The following is a 13773-nucleotide window of genomic DNA, read 5'->3' as shown; positions in this document are numbered from 1 at the left end:
CCCAGCGTCCTGTTCGCTCTGAGTGTTCCGTGTCACCTGGACGGTTGCTTGATGGAGTGGCGTTGCGCGAAGCCCGCGCGTCGCCCGTCGTCCGGCGCGCACACTCGTCGGGGAAGCGGGCGTCGACCAGGGAAGGCTGACCATGAACCAGGCTGTCACCACAGAGGACTCGGCCCTCCGCCCGGAAGAGTCCCTGGAGACGGACAAGGCCGCGTTGCGGGCGATCGCGCAGGCTGCCGTGAACGTCGAGCTGTTCACGATCCCGCTCTACATGACCGCGATGTACTCGATCCAGGGAATGCACCAGATCACCGGCCAGAACGAGGACTTCTACCAGGGGCGGCTGTGGCCGGGGCTGAGCACCACCGCCGCGCCGGCGACGGCGAACGAGAAGGCCTTCAACATCATCTTCTCGGTGTTCGTCGAGGAGATGCTGCATCTCCAGATGGCGGCGAACATCGCCAGCTGCGCGGGCGTGGCACCGAAGTTCACGATGTTGCAAACGAAGAACAACGGCTGGACCTGCTACGGGCAGGAGAAGACCGTCATCCCGCACATCGTCGACCTGCGGGACACCGTCCACTGGGACAACGTCAAGGTGGACATCGGTGCCGTGACCGCGCAACAGCTGCGCCTGTTCGACGCGATCGAGCAGCCGGAGGCGGACGCCAGGAAGAACATCAAGCAGGAAGCGCAGAAGAAGTACTTCCCGACCGTGCCCTTCGTGGGCTGGACCCCCGGCAAGGACCTGCCGATGTTCGGCACGATCGGTTGGATGTACCGCTGCTACATGGAGTACATGAAGCTGCGCTACACCATCAACGACGTCGAGACGACGCTGTGGGAGCACGTCTGCGATCCAGGGGCCGTGCAGCGCGACCTGTTCAACTACGTGAAGGACCCGGGGCACCCGAAGCGGGAGTACGAGCGCTTCGAGACGACTGTCTCCGACAATTCCCTCAAGCAGGTGTGGGAGATGATGAGCGCCATCACCGACCAGGGTGAAGGCAGCGAACTCCCCCCTCTCACGAGGACGGTCATGCCCAAGTACCAGGCGTCGGAAGCCGCGCTGAAGGACGACTATCCCAGCTTCACCGACACGGGCAGACCCGCGGACTCGGCGGACGCCGCCGCACGCTTCAGGAACGGTGGTCGCGACCACTACGAACGCTTCGACGACCTGCGGAAACTGCTCGACGACGTGCGAATCTGGCCAGACTGGCGCGCAGGCGAGCCGAAGCCGTGGAAGGCCGAGGACCTGGTCACCGCGCCTCTGCCGCACAACAAGTACGGCCTGCCGGCCCCGGAGGCGATCGCCGAGGCCATGAACGAACTGGGCGCCCAGACCTCGATGTACGGCACGGTAAGCCAGGCCGCGAGAGGCTCGATCGCCGGTGTCACCACGGTCCTGGACGACTACTGGTCGGGTAAGACGAAGACGTTCCCCTATCCGTCCATGGCAGGCTCGGGTGACCGGATGGCGATCTGCTGGGCACTGTTCCGCAGGGCACCCGACCTGGCCGGCGACCCCGGCACCACCAGTGAGAGCACGCTGGGACACTCCTGCCAGGGCCTCGACCTCACCATCGGGGAAACCGGGACGAGCAACGACTGTGCGGCGGTGGACACGTTCCACTCGTGCCGTGGGTCGAACGCCTGCAAGGCCGAGGGCGGCTGCGGCTTCGTGCAGAAGACCAGCGGCGGGGGAATATGCGGTCACGGTCTCGTGAAGGCCAAGATCGTCGCCAGAGACGACGGCCCCTTCTCCGCCCCGGGTGACAACAGGTGCGCGACCTACGGTGGCTGCGCGGTCCCGATCTCGGCCTCACAGGTCCTGCCGCGGTCCGGAACCATGGAGGTGTTCGACTTCGTGGGCGAGCACAACGAACCCCAGTGCATCGGCACCATGCAGTTCACGTGCGGTGAGAAGGTCTACGACGCAGCCTATCGCGCCTACCAGAAGGTGATGGAACACCGAGGAAAGACCCCACCCCCGCGACCGGAGCCGAACCCGCTGCGGCTGGCGTTCCCGCCGTCGACGTGAGCGGCACAGAGCGCCGTCTGGGACTGCCGGACCTGGGTTATGGAGTCGGGCTGCGTGACGTTCACTTCCCCTACCTGCTGGACACTCCCCAGGAGGAGTGGGGTGTGGACTGGTTCGAGATCATCACCGAGAACTTCCTCGACGACCACGGCTACGCCGCACACGTGCTGGACCGGGTGGTGGCCCACCGCCCGGTGGTGATGCACGGGGTGTCCCTGTCCATCGGCAGCACCGATCCGCTGGACACCGACTACCTCGGCAGGCTGAGCACCCTGGCCGAACGCGTGCGTCCGGCGTGGATCTCCGATCACCTGTGCTGGACCGGGGTGAACGGCGTCACCAGCCACGACCTGCTGCCGATGCCGCTGACCAGACGCAGCCTCGCCCACGTGGCAGGCCGTGTCCGGGCGGTGCAGGACTACCTCGGCAGGCCGCTGGTCCTGGAGAACCCGAGCAGCTACCTGGAGTTCCAGGCGTCGGAGCTGCCCGAGTGGGAGTTCCTCGCCCTGCTGGCCGAGGACACCGGCTGCGGTCTGCTGCTGGACGTGAACAACGTCTTCGTCAGCGCGACCAACCACGGGTTCGACGCCGTGAACTACATCGAGAACCTGCCCGAGGACAACATCGTCCAGCTACACCTCGCGGGCCCCAGCGACCACGGCACCTACCTGCTGGACACACACGACGGACCCGTACCCGAACAGGTCTGGCCGCTCTACGCGCTGGCACAGCGACGAACCGGCGGGGTGGCCACCCTGTTGGAATGGGACGCCGACATCCCGCCGTTCCCCGAGCTGGTCGCCGAGCTGGCCAAGGCAAGGGACCTCCGCGCAGGGCAGCCGCTACCGGCCGAGGCCGGGCGCCGGCCGGGAGGCTGAGTCCATGGTTCAGCCGGACCTGGCCACCCTTCAGGAGTGGCTGCTGAACGCCTGCACGGGCGCCGGCAACCCGGGCACCTGTCGGGCTTCGGAGGTGGTGAGAGGTTCCGACCGACTGACGGCGGACGAACGCCTCACCATCTACGCCCTCGGCTACCGCGCACGCCTGCGCGAGTGCCTGAAGGCCGAGTTCCCGGCACTGCACGCCCTGGTCGGCGAGCAGGTGTTCGGCCTGTTCGCCGACGGCTACGTCGCGGCGCACCCGCCACGGTCCCACTCGATGTTCGACCTCGGCGCACGCTTCGCCGACTTCCTCGACGAGACCCGCCCCAACCCCCGCGAGCCTCCCGGTTCGCTCGACGCGCTGCCCACCGCACTGGCTCGTCTGGAACGCGCACGCGCCGAGTGCCGACGCGCACGCGGCGTGGAGTCCGATCCCGCGCGGCCCGTCGACCCGCTGGAGGTCATGACCACACCGGACATGACCATCCGCACCCCACCCACCCTGCGACTGCTGCGCCTGGACTTCCCGCTGCTCGACACCCTCACCGCCGCCGACCACGGCGACCGACCGTCCATCCCGGACCCCGCGGACACCTACTACGCCGTGGCCCGCACTCACTACCGCGTCCGGGTCCACGTCGTCACCCGCTGGCAACACACGTTCCTGCACACGTGCGCCACCGGCGTCGCCCTGCACACGGCGGTCTCGGCGACCGCCGACGCCTGCGCACTCGATCTCCCTCGGCTGTGGGCAGCACTGGTCACCTGGCTGCCTGTGGCGGTGGACGCGGGTATGGCGTCGCGTGGCGCTCACCCGATGACGGAACCCGCCGGACCGCGTAGCCGCGAAAGGACATCCCAGTGACCACAGTGACCACGCCCATGACCGAGGTGGAGATCGAGGCGCGCTACCAGAGCCTGTTCGGTCACGCCGCCGGCTACCTGCCGCGCGACCGCGGAACGGTCGACGACTGGCAGGCGATGATGCGCAAGAAGGCAGGCGAACGTGGCCGGGCGGACCATGTCCCGTCCGTCAGGGCGCTGCAGGTCCTACTCGAGAACGACCCGACCCTCAGGGACCGGGTGACGCGCACGATCAAGGAGGCGTTGCGGCTGAACCCCCGCGGGATCGAGAACACCGAGCAACTGCTGTTCGCGCTCGACGAGATCACCCGGACCGCGCCCTCCTACCGCTGGAATCCCAAACAGCGGATCTACTTCCCGATGTCGACGCTGTTCTGCTACATGATGGCCGTGGAGGAGGGCTGGACGCTTTTCCGCGACCAGCGGTTCAACAACGCACTGCGCGGCATTCTCAGGGCGTGGTGCCAGTACCTCGACAGCCCCGAGAGCAGGCACGTCCTGCACAGGAACCGCGACGGCTGGCTCAGCCGGCCCGCGTGCGAGGACTTCAAGCTCTACGAGTTCGACGTCGACTGGGACGACGAGCACGGTGGGTTCACGTCGTACAACGACTTCTTCCACCGGCCGATCAAGCCGGAGTTCCGTCCCAACGACGCACTGACGGATCCGCGGGCGGTCGTCTCGGTCAACGACGGCTCGGTCGCCAACTTCTACCCCGACGTCCAGCTGGACGACGACATCCTCGACATCAAGGACCAGAGGTACTCGCTGAGGATGTTGCTCGGCGGCTACGGCGGCACCGCCGGTTTCGTGGGCGGCGAGGTCCTCCAGTCGTTCCTCTCCGGCGCGAACTACCACCGGCTGCACGCTCCCGTCGACGGTGAGATCGAGTACGTCGAGACCGTCGAGGGGCTGATGTTCAGCGAGCTGTACTCGAGCCAGGTCGACCCGAGCGCGGGCACCCTGTCACAGGGCTACCAGGCCAACGTGAACACACGCGGCATCGTGGTCGTCAACAGCACCGGCCCCGCCATCGGCAGGGTCGGCGTCGTTCCCGTCGGGATCACCGAGATCTCGTCGGTCGCCATCACGGTCGAGAAAGGCACGCGGGTCCAACGAGGCCAGGAGATCGGACACTTCAGCTACGGCGGGTCGAGTGTGTGCCTGGTCTTCGAACCGGACAGGGTGGACATCGTCGTGCCGCACGGCCAACCCGGCGTCGTCACCGACGACGGCGCGCCGATCTTCGTCAACTCGACGATCGCGAGAATGACCAACGCAGCTCAGGAACCACCTCGTCAGCGATGAGGCGCAGCACCGAGCGCCCCGACGTGAACTCGGTCGTCAACCTCGGCTGCCCCCAGACAGCGCAAAGCCCGTGACACGACCGTCCGGACGCACCACGGGCCCGGCCTACGGGGCCTCGGCACGAAAAAGCGTAGCGCCTCCGCCTCCGACCGGCATCCGTCCTAACGCAACTCCGGGAGCACCTCGTCGGCGATGAGGCGCAGCATCGTGTCGGCCTCGCGGCGTGGGCAGGCGATGCGGAAGATGACGACGTCGACCCCGACGGCCAGGTACTCGCGCAGCCGCGCCACGCACTCCCCCGGCGTGCCCGCGACGAGGTACTTGTCGGCGAAGGCGGCGAAGTCCTGCTGGTAGGTCCGCCCGACCCGCTCGGCGGCCATGGCGCGGGCCCGGTCCCCGTCGCGGTCGACGGTGGCGAAGGCGAACAACGCCGTCCGCCCCGACCAGCGGGGCCCACCGTCAGCCCTGGCGTAGGCGTCGATCTCCGCTCGGCCGGCGGCGACCTGCTCCGGCGTGCGCAGGTAGGGCAGCCACGCGTCACCCCACCGCGCGGCGCGACGCAACGCGGCAGGCCGCCGCCCCGCGATCCAGAACGGCGTGCGCCGCGAGGGCCGCGGCGCGATCGTCACGCCGGAGAACGTGGTGAACGGCCCGCTGTAGGAGTCCGCGCCGGTGAGCAACCGGTCGACGACGTCGAGTGCCTCGTCGGTGCGGGCTCCGCGCTGCCCGACGGGCACGCCTGCCGCCTCGAACTCCCCCGGGTACTCCCCGCCGACGCCGACACCGAGCGTGAACCGCTCACCGCTGACGACGTCGAGCGAGGCGGCGAGCTTGGCCGCGACGACCGGCTGGTAGAGCGGCAGGAGCGTGACCGCGCTGACCAGCTTGATCCGGCTGGTGGCCGCGGCGGCGAACGCGAGCGAGACGAACGCGTTGGTCGTCGGACCGTGGAAGGCGAGGTGCTCACCGCAGGCCAGGTAGTCGAACCCGGCGTCCTCCGCGAGCCGCGCGAAGGACGCCGGGTCGGCCCCCGACTGGAGGGTGACGCCGAACTCCCGTGCCATCCGAACTCCGTTCCCCGCGCCCACCGCCACGATATACGATAGATCGAAGCTGTCACCGGAGAACGGAGAGCGCCGATGGTGGACATCCTGATGCCGTACGCGGAGGCGCCGGCAGGTGCGACCGGCGTCGGCGCCGCCCGCCTGTCCACGCTGCACGGCCGCACGATCGGCATCGTGAACAACAGCTGGCGGTGCATGGACGTGATCGCCGACGAGCTGGCCACGGTGCTGCGCGCGGACTTCGGCGTGGTCGACGTCGTGGAGCGGCGCGTCCCGGCCACGCAGACGCTCCCACCCGACGCGCTGGACGCGCTGGTGGCCGAGTGCGACGCGGTCGTCGTCGGCATCGGCAATTGAGGCTCGTGCACATCGTGGTGTATCCACGATTCCGTTGAGCTAGAACATCGTGGGCTGCCGTCGGTGACGCTGTTCACGCAGGCCTTCGCGGCCCTGGCGACGGCGGTCGCCACGGGGGCGGGGACCGCCGAACTGCCGAGGGTGGTGTTCCCGCACCCGCTGAACGACCGCCCCGAGCCGGAGATCCGGGCGGCGGTAAGGGCACGGCTCCGGGAGATCGTCGAAGGGCTCACATGCTGACGTCAACCGTGGCGGACCTGCCGGACGACGTGGAGGTCGTGTCGGCGTGGCTGCACGAACGCGGCCACACCGACGGGCTGCCGGTGGTGCCGCCGACACGCGAGCGGGTGGAGCGGATGCTGACCGGCACGACCCGCGACCCGGCGTCGTCGCTGGGCCCCGTGCCACCGACCAACGGCGCGGCGACGGTCGAGAAGCTCGCGGTGAACGCCGTGCTGGCGGGGTGTCGCCCGGAGTACCTGCCGGTGCTGCTGACAGCGTTCGAGCTGATGCTGGAGCCGGGCTTCCAGCTGGCGGGCATGCAGCCGACGACCAACCCCTTGACGCCGCTGCTGATCGTGAACGGACCGATCCGTGAGCGGATCGGCCTGAACTCGTCGACGGGCGTGATGGGCCCCGGCTGGCAGGCGAACGCGACGATCGGGCGTGCGGTGCGGCTGGCGCTGATCAACCTGGGCGGGGCGAGGCCGGGCGAGGTCGACAAGTGCACGCAGGGCTTCGTGGGCAAGTACACGCTGTGCGTGGGCGAGAACGAGGAGGACTCGCCGTGGCCGTCACTGCCGGCCGACCGGGGCTTCACGGCGGACCAGGACGTGGTCACGGTGGTGGGCGTCAACGCGGCGATCAACATCCACGACTCGAGCGCCGACTGGAAGGACGTGGTCCACACCCTGTGCGGCGCCCTGCCGAGCATCGGCACCCCGAACGTGGTCGACCCGTTCTCGACACCCGTGCTCGCACTGAACCCGCTGCACGCGAGGATTCTCGCGGAGGGCGGTTTCGACAAACCCGGGCTGCGCGAGCACCTGCTGGCGAACACGACCCTGCCGCCGGACGCCCTGTCGAACCGGCGGGCCCTGCTGCGTCGCGGGGAGGGTGAGGAGAACTACCTGGTCAACGGCCGGATCCCGTTGACGAACGACCCGGCGAACCTGCTGGTGGTCGTGACGGGCGGCATGGGCGGCGGCCATTCGTGCTTCCTGCCCGCGGGCCACTACGGCCAGGCCAGATCGGCGGAGATCACGCCCTGAGAGCACAGCTCCACGAGGGTGCAGTCGTGTAGCTGCCGGACCAGGTTGCCGGCCCGGACCCAGCGCATCCGTGGGTCTTCGTAGGCCACCCGGACGTCCTGTCCAACCGCTGGGCCCTCCTCCAGCGCGAAGACGAGGAGAACTATCAGGCTGCGAACGGGCAGAGAATGCCGGTCGTACGGAGAGGTGCTAGGCTTTTGGTGCCGAGGCCCAGTAGGCCGAGGAAGTGAGCCCGTGATGCGTCCGGACGGTCGTCTCGCGGGCTTTGCGCTTGCCTGGGGTCAGTCGAGGTCGACTACCGAGTGCAGAATCGGATCGATCCGTTTGCGCCATTCGCGACCGGCGCCGTAACTCCAGGCCACGATGTCGGCGATCCACAACAGTGACTCACTCGTGCTGTCCACGTGTTCGTACACGAGCTGACTCGCGCTGGGAAGAGGCCCGAGCGCACCGCGCAGCGTGCGCTCGTCATGCGTGTCACGAATATTGCGAGTATCGATGACCAGCCGTTGTGCCTGACGTGCGAGAAGGTCGTGCACCAGGTGAGCCGTGCAATCCTGTCTGGCCGGTTCGTCGTGTTGGCGCCAGGACCGCGAGTAGACACACACCTCGACCGGCAGCCGGGCAACCGCGTCGGCCAGCGAGCGGCGACGGAGCGGCTTCTCTTTCTTGAAATGCAGTTCGCGCTGGCCGGGCATGAGCAACGCGCGCATCGACTGGCGGAGAAGACGAACCCGCGACGGCTCCACAATGGCTGCCGCGATCAGATACTGCGGGGGTCTGGCCGACTCATCGACGAAGGCATGCACGGTCACCCGACTATCCATTCAGGGCGAGGTCGAACACGAACGGGCGAACCCGCCACCCATGAACACGGTCGACGGCCACGTCGCGGAACTGGCCGCCCGAGCGGTGGCAGGCCGACGTGGCTGGTTCCCAGCACGCACATCATCACCCCTCCTGCCCATTTGATATATCCTATGGCATGTGGTCGACCACCGAGGATCGGCCCGAGAGGAGTGGTCAGCATGCAGCAGGCTGTCGAGACGGCATTGGCCAATCTGCGTCCCGCGCTCGCCGCGGACGGGTTCGACCTGCGCATCGGGTCGATCGAGGCCGACAACTCCGTGCGGGTCATCCTCGAGGCGAAGCCCGACGCGTGCATGGACTGCCTGGTCCCCGACCCGGTGCTCCACGCCATCCTGGACAAGGCCATCCACGACCAGGACCCCAACGTCGGCACCATCACCGTCGACAAGGTCGGCTTCGAGAACGTCGAAGCCCACTAGAGGGCCAGGACCAGCTTCCCGGTCGCCCGTCGTTCGAGGAGCCGCTGGTGCGCGGTGTTCACCTCGCCCAGCGGCACCACCTCGTCCACCAGCACCCGCACCCGCCCGTCGGCGACCAGGGCCAGGCAGTCGGACAACGCCGCACGCACGTCCGCGGCAGGCATCGACAGGCTTGCATGCCCGGTGATCGTCACGCCCTTCCGGTACAGCGTCGCGTAGTCGACCTCCCCGCGCGACCCGGCGCTCACCCCGAACACCGTGATCCGCCCACCCTCCGCGACCGCGCGCACCGCCTCGCCCGTGTACGCCCCGCCGAGCCCGTCCAGCACCACCGTCGGCGCGAACGACCGCACCGCCTCGCGCAGCCCGTCCTCGGCACAGACCACCACCTCGCCGTCGACCGCGAGCCCCGGTGACGTCGTCTGCGCACACACCCGCGCCCCCGCCGACGCCGCGAGCCGCACCGCCAGCGATCCCACTCCCCCGCTCGCGCCCAGGACGAGCACCCGGTCCGCTGCCGTCACCCCCCGGACCAGCGCCCACGCCGTCACCCCCGCCAGCCCCAACCCCGCCGCGGCGGCCGGGTCCACTCCCGACGGCACCGGCACCACCGCGGACACCGGCGCCGCCACCCACTCCGCGTACGTGCCCGGGCGACGCAGGCCCACCCCCTCGCCGTAGACGACCACCGGGCGCGAGTCGACGACCCCCACCCCGTCACACCCCGGCACGAACGGCAGCGGCACCCTCCCCGCGCCGCCGTCGCGCAACCGCACGTCGATCGGGTTCACGCCCGCGAACGTCAAGCGCACCAACACCTCGCCGTCGCCGGCGACCGGTTCCGCCACCTCGTCGACCCGCAGCGGCGCGCCGAACTCGTGGACCCGTGCCGCCTTCACGCCGGCACCGCCTTCGCCCGCGCCAGCAGGCCCGCAAGCTCGCCGGGCGCGGAATGCGTCTCCAGCGAACGCACCGCCGACACCAGCGACTCCACCACCGACCGGTCCGCCGCGGTGGTCCCCCACGCCGCGCCGTCCCACACCTTCGCCTCCGCCTCGGCCCAGCCGAGCGGGTTTCCCGGATGCCCCAACGGATGCGCCGACTCGCGGGTCACGACCGTCCCATCGCGACGGTGCACGTCCACGGTCACCGGCATCGGGATCATCCGGCCCGCCATCGACTCGAACCCCGGGTCCAGCACCGGCTCCACCCGCTCCGCCATCGCGACCACGCGCGGGTCGTTGATCGCCTCCTCGGACAGGTCCGCCAGTGTCACCCCGCCGCGCGAGGCCACGATTCCCACGATGAACGGCAGGCTGAACTGCGCGTCCATCGGCGACGTCGGCCGCCGCCTGCGCTCCAGCGGATGCACGACCTCGTCCCAGCTCTCCTGGCTGTTGACGTGCACGACGATCCGCTCCACGTCGTCGGGGGCGACCCCCGCGGCCAGCGTGGCGCCGATCGTGTTGTGGGTGATCCTGCATACCGGATACGGCTTCACGCTCACCCCGGCCGTCTCCCACCGCTTGCCGAGGTCGCCGACGACGACCTCGCGGTCGTAGGACCCGCCGTGCCAGTAGGACAGCCAGCCGTACTCGCCCTCCAGCACCTCGTGCGGCCCGGTGATCCCCGACGCGGCGAGGTCGGCCGACTGCACGGCGGTCTGCGCGGTGATGCCCTGCTGCACGCGGATCGCGAGCGTCGCCTCCTTGATCGCCTGCTGGTTGCCCGCGAGCGCGGTGTAGGCGTTGCCGAGCGCGTCGAGCGTGCGGGACTCGTCGAGCCCGCGCACCAACGCCGCCGCGAGCGTCCCGCCGAGCGCGCCGCACTGGTAGGTGAACGACCAGCCGCGCGGGCGGTGCTTCGGGCCTGCCACGTGGTACTCGGGTGCGAGCCCCAGCCTGCACATCACCTCCTGCGCGGCCACGAGCGCGGTGACCACGCGCGCGCCGTCGACCGCAGGGTCCTGTTCGGCCAGCGCGAGTGCGATGGGGGCGGTGGCGACGGTCGGGTGCAGCAGCGCCTTCTCGTGGACGTCGTCCAGCTCCAGGGCGCGGGCGATCGTCGCGTTGAGCAGCACGGCGTGGGGCACGGACGTGCGCAGGGTGCTGCCGATGACGCTCGCGACCGGGCGGCCGCCCCAGCCGTCGACGGCACGCAGCAGTTGCGGGACGCCCTCGGCCCGCGTGCCGGCCAGTGCGGCGGCGACGAGGTCGAGCACCCGTCGCTTGGTGCCGTCCAGGACGTCGTCGGGGATGTCGGCCAGGGTCAGGTCGCGGGCCCACCTGACGAGGTCGACGATCGCGTCGTGGTGGAGTGGTGCCGCCATCGGGTTCCCCTTTCCAAATTTGCTATATCATATCCTCTTATGGAGCTTCCGCCGCTGCCCCACACGATCCGGTCCGACCCCGACGAGGACGTGGCGACGGTCTCCGCGTGGCTGACCGACCTCGGTGTCGGCGACGGACACCCGGTGATCCCGCCGACGACCGTCCGCGTCGAGTCGATGCTCGGGGCGTGGGACCCGGACGAGCAGCTGGGGATCCTCGCGCCCCTGCGCAGGCCGGTGACGGTCGGCGACGTCGCGGTGTGCGCGGTGCTGGCGGGCTGCCGTCCGAGCGCGATGCCCGTGCTGGTGGCGGCGGTGCGGGCGGTCCAGGAGGACCGGTTCAACCTGCTGGGCCTCACGACGACCACCGGTAACGCGGCGATCGCGGTCGTGCTGCACGGCGACGCGGTGGCGGCGGCCGGGGTCAACGCGGGCCAGAACCACCTGGGGCCGGGTCCGTTCGCGAACGGACCGATCGGTCGTGCGCTCGCAACGGTCGTGCGGGTGGTCGGCGCGGCCGTGCCGGGAAAGATCGACGTGGCGATCTCCGGTCAGCCCGCGAAGTTCGGCCTGTGCTTCGGTGAGCTACCCGCGTCGCCGGGCTGGCCGCACCTGGGCGAGGAACGCGGCGGCGACCTGACCGTGATGGGCATCTGCGGGACGGTCGAGGTCGTCGACGCGGCGAGCCAGGCCGTGACCGACCTGCTGGACACCCTCGCCGCGGCGCTGCTGCTTCCCGTGGCCGCGGGTCACGACGGCCGCACGCTCGGCTCGGGGGAGCCGGTCGTGGTGGTGCCGCCGGAGTGGGTGGGGCGCCTGCGTGACGCGGGGTGGGACAAGCGGCGCGTGCGTGAGCACCTGTTCGAGAAGGCCCGAGTCCCGACGGCGAACCTGGCCTACGGCCTCCGCTCGCGCACGACCACCGACATGCTCCCGGCCGCCCTCGCCGCCGACGACATCACCCTCCTGGTCGCGGGCGGCCCCGGCACGAAGGCGACCCTGATGCCCACGTGGTCCACGAGCCGCACCGTCACCGCCCGGCTCCCCTGACCCGCGCCCCGCCGACTGCACTGAAGGACGCCTTCATAACGCCGGGCGTACTGAAGGACGCCTTCATAACACCGGCCGTTACGAAGGACGCCTTCATAACGCTGGGCGTTACGAAGGACGCCTTCAGTGCGTTGGGGTGGGGCGCGGGTGGGGCGTGAGGCGGGGGTGCGGCGCGGAGTGGGGGTCAAGTGGGGTGGGGGTAGGGGCGGGGGCGGAGGCGGGGTAGGGGCGGGGTGGGGGTGGGCTGCTGGGAGGTGCCACTCGAGCGCCTGCGGGTCGGTCGGTCACCGTTCGGTCGGGGTCACCACGCCTGTCAGGTCGTTCAGCGTGCGGGCGCCCAGCAGGGTCATCGTGCGGTGGATGCCCGTGACGAGGTCGCCGAGCACCTCCGTCACCCCGGCCTCGCCGCCCGCGGCCAACGCCCACATCGCCAACCGTCCGACCAGGACCGCGTCGGCGCCCAATGCGACGGCCGTGAGGACGTCCGCGGGCCGCCGGACCCCGCCGTCGAGCAACACCGCGACCCGGCCGCCAACGGCGTCCACGACGGACTCCAGCACGTCGATCGGCACCGCCGCACGACCCAGCTGGCGTCCGCCGTGGTTCGACACCACCACCCCCGCCGCACCGTGGTCGGCCGCACGCACCGCGTCGTCGGGCCGCAGGACTCCCTTCACCACCACCGGAACACCCGCCGTCGCGACCACGTGGTCCACGTCCGCCCACGTGATGTCGGCGCGGATCCTCGACACGTACGCGTGGTGCTCTGCGTCGATGCCGGGATACGGCTCGAAGTTCGCGTTCCGCCACGCCGTGCCGCCCCGCGTGCGGCGGTCGCGAGGGCGGTTGCCGATCACCGGCGCGTCCACCGTCAGCACGATCGCCCGGTAACCCGCGTCGACCGCGCGGCGCACGAGGTCGTCGCTCACCCCTCGGTCGTCGAGCAGGTACAGCTGGAACAACCGCGCCGGTCCGCCGACTTCCTCGATCGGGACGCTCGCGCCCGTCGCCAGCACGAAGCCCAGGCCATTCGCCGCCGCAGCGGCCGACGTCGCCGCCTCGCCGTCGGGATGCACCAGCCGCTGCATGCCCATCGGCGCGACCAGGACCGGCGCCGCCAGCGGGCAGCCCAGCACCATCGTCGCCGCCGACGGTACCGACGCGCCGGTCAGCACCCGGGGCGCCAGCGTGCGGCGGCGGAACGCGGTGACGTTGGCGGCCAACGAGACCTCGTCGTCCGCGCCGCCCGCGACGAAGTCACGGACCTCGGCCGGCAGGATCCGCGCGGCCTCCTCCTCGAGTCGCTCGACGTCCAC

At 70.2% G+C, this 13773-nt stretch carries 13 protein-coding genes; 8 read left to right on the top strand and 5 right to left on the bottom strand.

All coding sequences use genetic code 11. The annotated features are described in order from the left end of the window. Window positions 1-142: 142 nt before the first annotated feature. From CLV71_RS06090 to CLV71_RS06075, 4 genes are read left to right on the top strand one after another with little or no spacing between them, the layout of a single operon-like run. Entirely contained in the window at window positions 143-2044 is a 1902-nt protein-coding gene (locus CLV71_RS06090) for a ferritin-like domain-containing protein (protein ID WP_133901604.1), read from the top strand. Continuing rightward, complete coding sequence (bufB, locus tag CLV71_RS06085; RefSeq protein WP_133901603.1) at window positions 2041-2922, top strand: MNIO family bufferin maturase; 882 nt, start codon at window positions 2041-2043, stop codon at window positions 2920-2922. The genes CLV71_RS06090 and bufB overlap by 4 nt, the downstream gene beginning before the upstream one ends. 4 nt (window positions 2923-2926) lie before the next feature. Beyond that, on the top strand, window positions 2927-3790 hold the full coding sequence (locus CLV71_RS06080) for an HvfC/BufC N-terminal domain-containing protein (protein ID WP_133901602.1): 864 nt from the start codon (window positions 2927-2929) through the stop codon (window positions 3788-3790). Next, window positions 3787-5097, top strand: a complete 1311-nt coding sequence (locus CLV71_RS06075; protein WP_133901601.1) for a phosphatidylserine decarboxylase family protein — start codon at window positions 3787-3789, stop codon at window positions 5095-5097. The genes CLV71_RS06080 and CLV71_RS06075 overlap by 4 nt, the downstream gene beginning before the upstream one ends. Window positions 5098-5258: 161 nt before the next feature. On the opposite strand, the gene CLV71_RS06070 is transcribed toward CLV71_RS06075, so the two are convergent. Next, window positions 5259-6161, bottom strand: a complete 903-nt coding sequence (locus tag CLV71_RS06070; protein ID WP_133901600.1) for an LLM class flavin-dependent oxidoreductase — start codon at window positions 6159-6161, stop codon at window positions 5259-5261. 75 nt (window positions 6162-6236) lie between these two features. Here CLV71_RS06070 and CLV71_RS50080 point away from each other — a divergent pair, with 75 nt between their 5' ends. Then, window positions 6237-6758: a UGSC family (seleno)protein gene (locus CLV71_RS50080; protein ID WP_273701416.1), complete on the top strand. Its 522-nt coding sequence runs from the start codon at window positions 6237-6239 to the stop codon at window positions 6756-6758. After that, complete coding sequence (locus CLV71_RS06060) at window positions 6752-7789, top strand: hypothetical protein (RefSeq protein ID WP_133901598.1); 1038 nt, start codon at window positions 6752-6754, stop codon at window positions 7787-7789. The genes CLV71_RS50080 and CLV71_RS06060 overlap by 7 nt, the downstream gene beginning before the upstream one ends. 281 nt (window positions 7790-8070) lie before the next feature. On the opposite strand, the gene CLV71_RS06055 is transcribed toward CLV71_RS06060, so the two are convergent. After that, a complete protein-coding gene (locus tag CLV71_RS06055) occupies window positions 8071-8604 on the bottom strand; it encodes a DUF3800 domain-containing protein (protein ID WP_133901597.1) in 534 nt (177 codons plus the stop codon). A 213-nt stretch (window positions 8605-8817) separates the two neighbouring features. Here CLV71_RS06055 and CLV71_RS06050 point away from each other — a divergent pair, with 213 nt between their 5' ends. Then, window positions 8818-9078: a NifU family protein gene (locus CLV71_RS06050; RefSeq protein WP_133901596.1), complete on the top strand. Its 261-nt coding sequence runs from the start codon at window positions 8818-8820 to the stop codon at window positions 9076-9078. Here CLV71_RS06050 and CLV71_RS06045 read toward each other — a convergent pair. Further along, window positions 9075-9977: a quinone oxidoreductase family protein gene (locus CLV71_RS06045; RefSeq protein ID WP_133901595.1), complete on the bottom strand. Its 903-nt coding sequence runs from the start codon at window positions 9975-9977 to the stop codon at window positions 9075-9077. The two genes, CLV71_RS06050 and CLV71_RS06045, sit on opposite strands and share 4 nt — an antisense overlap. Beyond that, complete coding sequence (locus CLV71_RS06040) at window positions 9974-11407, bottom strand: MmgE/PrpD family protein (protein ID WP_133901594.1); 1434 nt, start codon at window positions 11405-11407, stop codon at window positions 9974-9976. The genes CLV71_RS06045 and CLV71_RS06040 overlap by 4 nt, the downstream gene beginning before the upstream one ends. 39 nt (window positions 11408-11446) lie before the next feature. Between CLV71_RS06040 and CLV71_RS06035 the strand changes: the two genes are divergently transcribed. Continuing rightward, window positions 11447-12457, top strand: coding sequence for a hypothetical protein (locus tag CLV71_RS06035; protein ID WP_133901593.1), 1011 nt, complete (start codon window positions 11447-11449; stop codon window positions 12455-12457). A gap of 284 nt (window positions 12458-12741) precedes the next feature. Here the strand turns inward: CLV71_RS06035 and CLV71_RS06030 are convergent, their stop codons facing one another. Beyond that, the gene (locus tag CLV71_RS06030; RefSeq protein ID WP_133901592.1) at window positions 12742-13773 is read right to left on the bottom strand and encodes an alpha-hydroxy acid oxidase; all 1032 of its coding nucleotides are present in this window, start codon (window positions 13771-13773) and stop codon (window positions 12742-12744) included.

The sequence above is a fragment of the Actinophytocola oryzae genome, assembly GCF_004364325.1.
GTDB classification, from domain to species: domain Bacteria; phylum Actinomycetota; class Actinomycetes; order Mycobacteriales; family Pseudonocardiaceae; genus Actinophytocola; species Actinophytocola oryzae.
The sequence above is the reverse complement of the archived record's forward strand: the minus strand, read 5'-3'. Positions and strand labels throughout refer to the sequence as shown.

What these genes read in the sequence shown, in the direction of transcription:
- CLV71_RS06090 (WP_133901604.1), top strand. Translation starts at nt 143, where the DNA reads ATGAACCAGGCTGTCACCACAGAGGACTCGGCCCTCCGCCCGGAAGAG.
- CLV71_RS06080 (WP_133901602.1), top strand. Translation starts at nt 2,927, where the DNA reads ATGGTTCAGCCGGACCTGGCCACCCTTCAGGAGTGGCTGCTGAACGCC.
- CLV71_RS06070 (WP_133901600.1), bottom strand. Translation starts at nt 6,161, where the DNA reads ATGGCACGGGAGTTCGGCGTCACCCTCCAGTCGGGGGCCGACCCGGCG.
- CLV71_RS06060 (WP_133901598.1), top strand. Translation starts at nt 6,752, where the DNA reads ATGCTGACGTCAACCGTGGCGGACCTGCCGGACGACGTGGAGGTCGTG.
- CLV71_RS06050 (WP_133901596.1), top strand. Translation starts at nt 8,818, where the DNA reads ATGCAGCAGGCTGTCGAGACGGCATTGGCCAATCTGCGTCCCGCGCTC.
- CLV71_RS06040 (WP_133901594.1), bottom strand. Translation starts at nt 11,407, where the DNA reads ATGGCGGCACCACTCCACCACGACGCGATCGTCGACCTCGTCAGGTGG.
- CLV71_RS06035 (WP_133901593.1), top strand. Translation starts at nt 11,447, where the DNA reads ATGGAGCTTCCGCCGCTGCCCCACACGATCCGGTCCGACCCCGACGAG.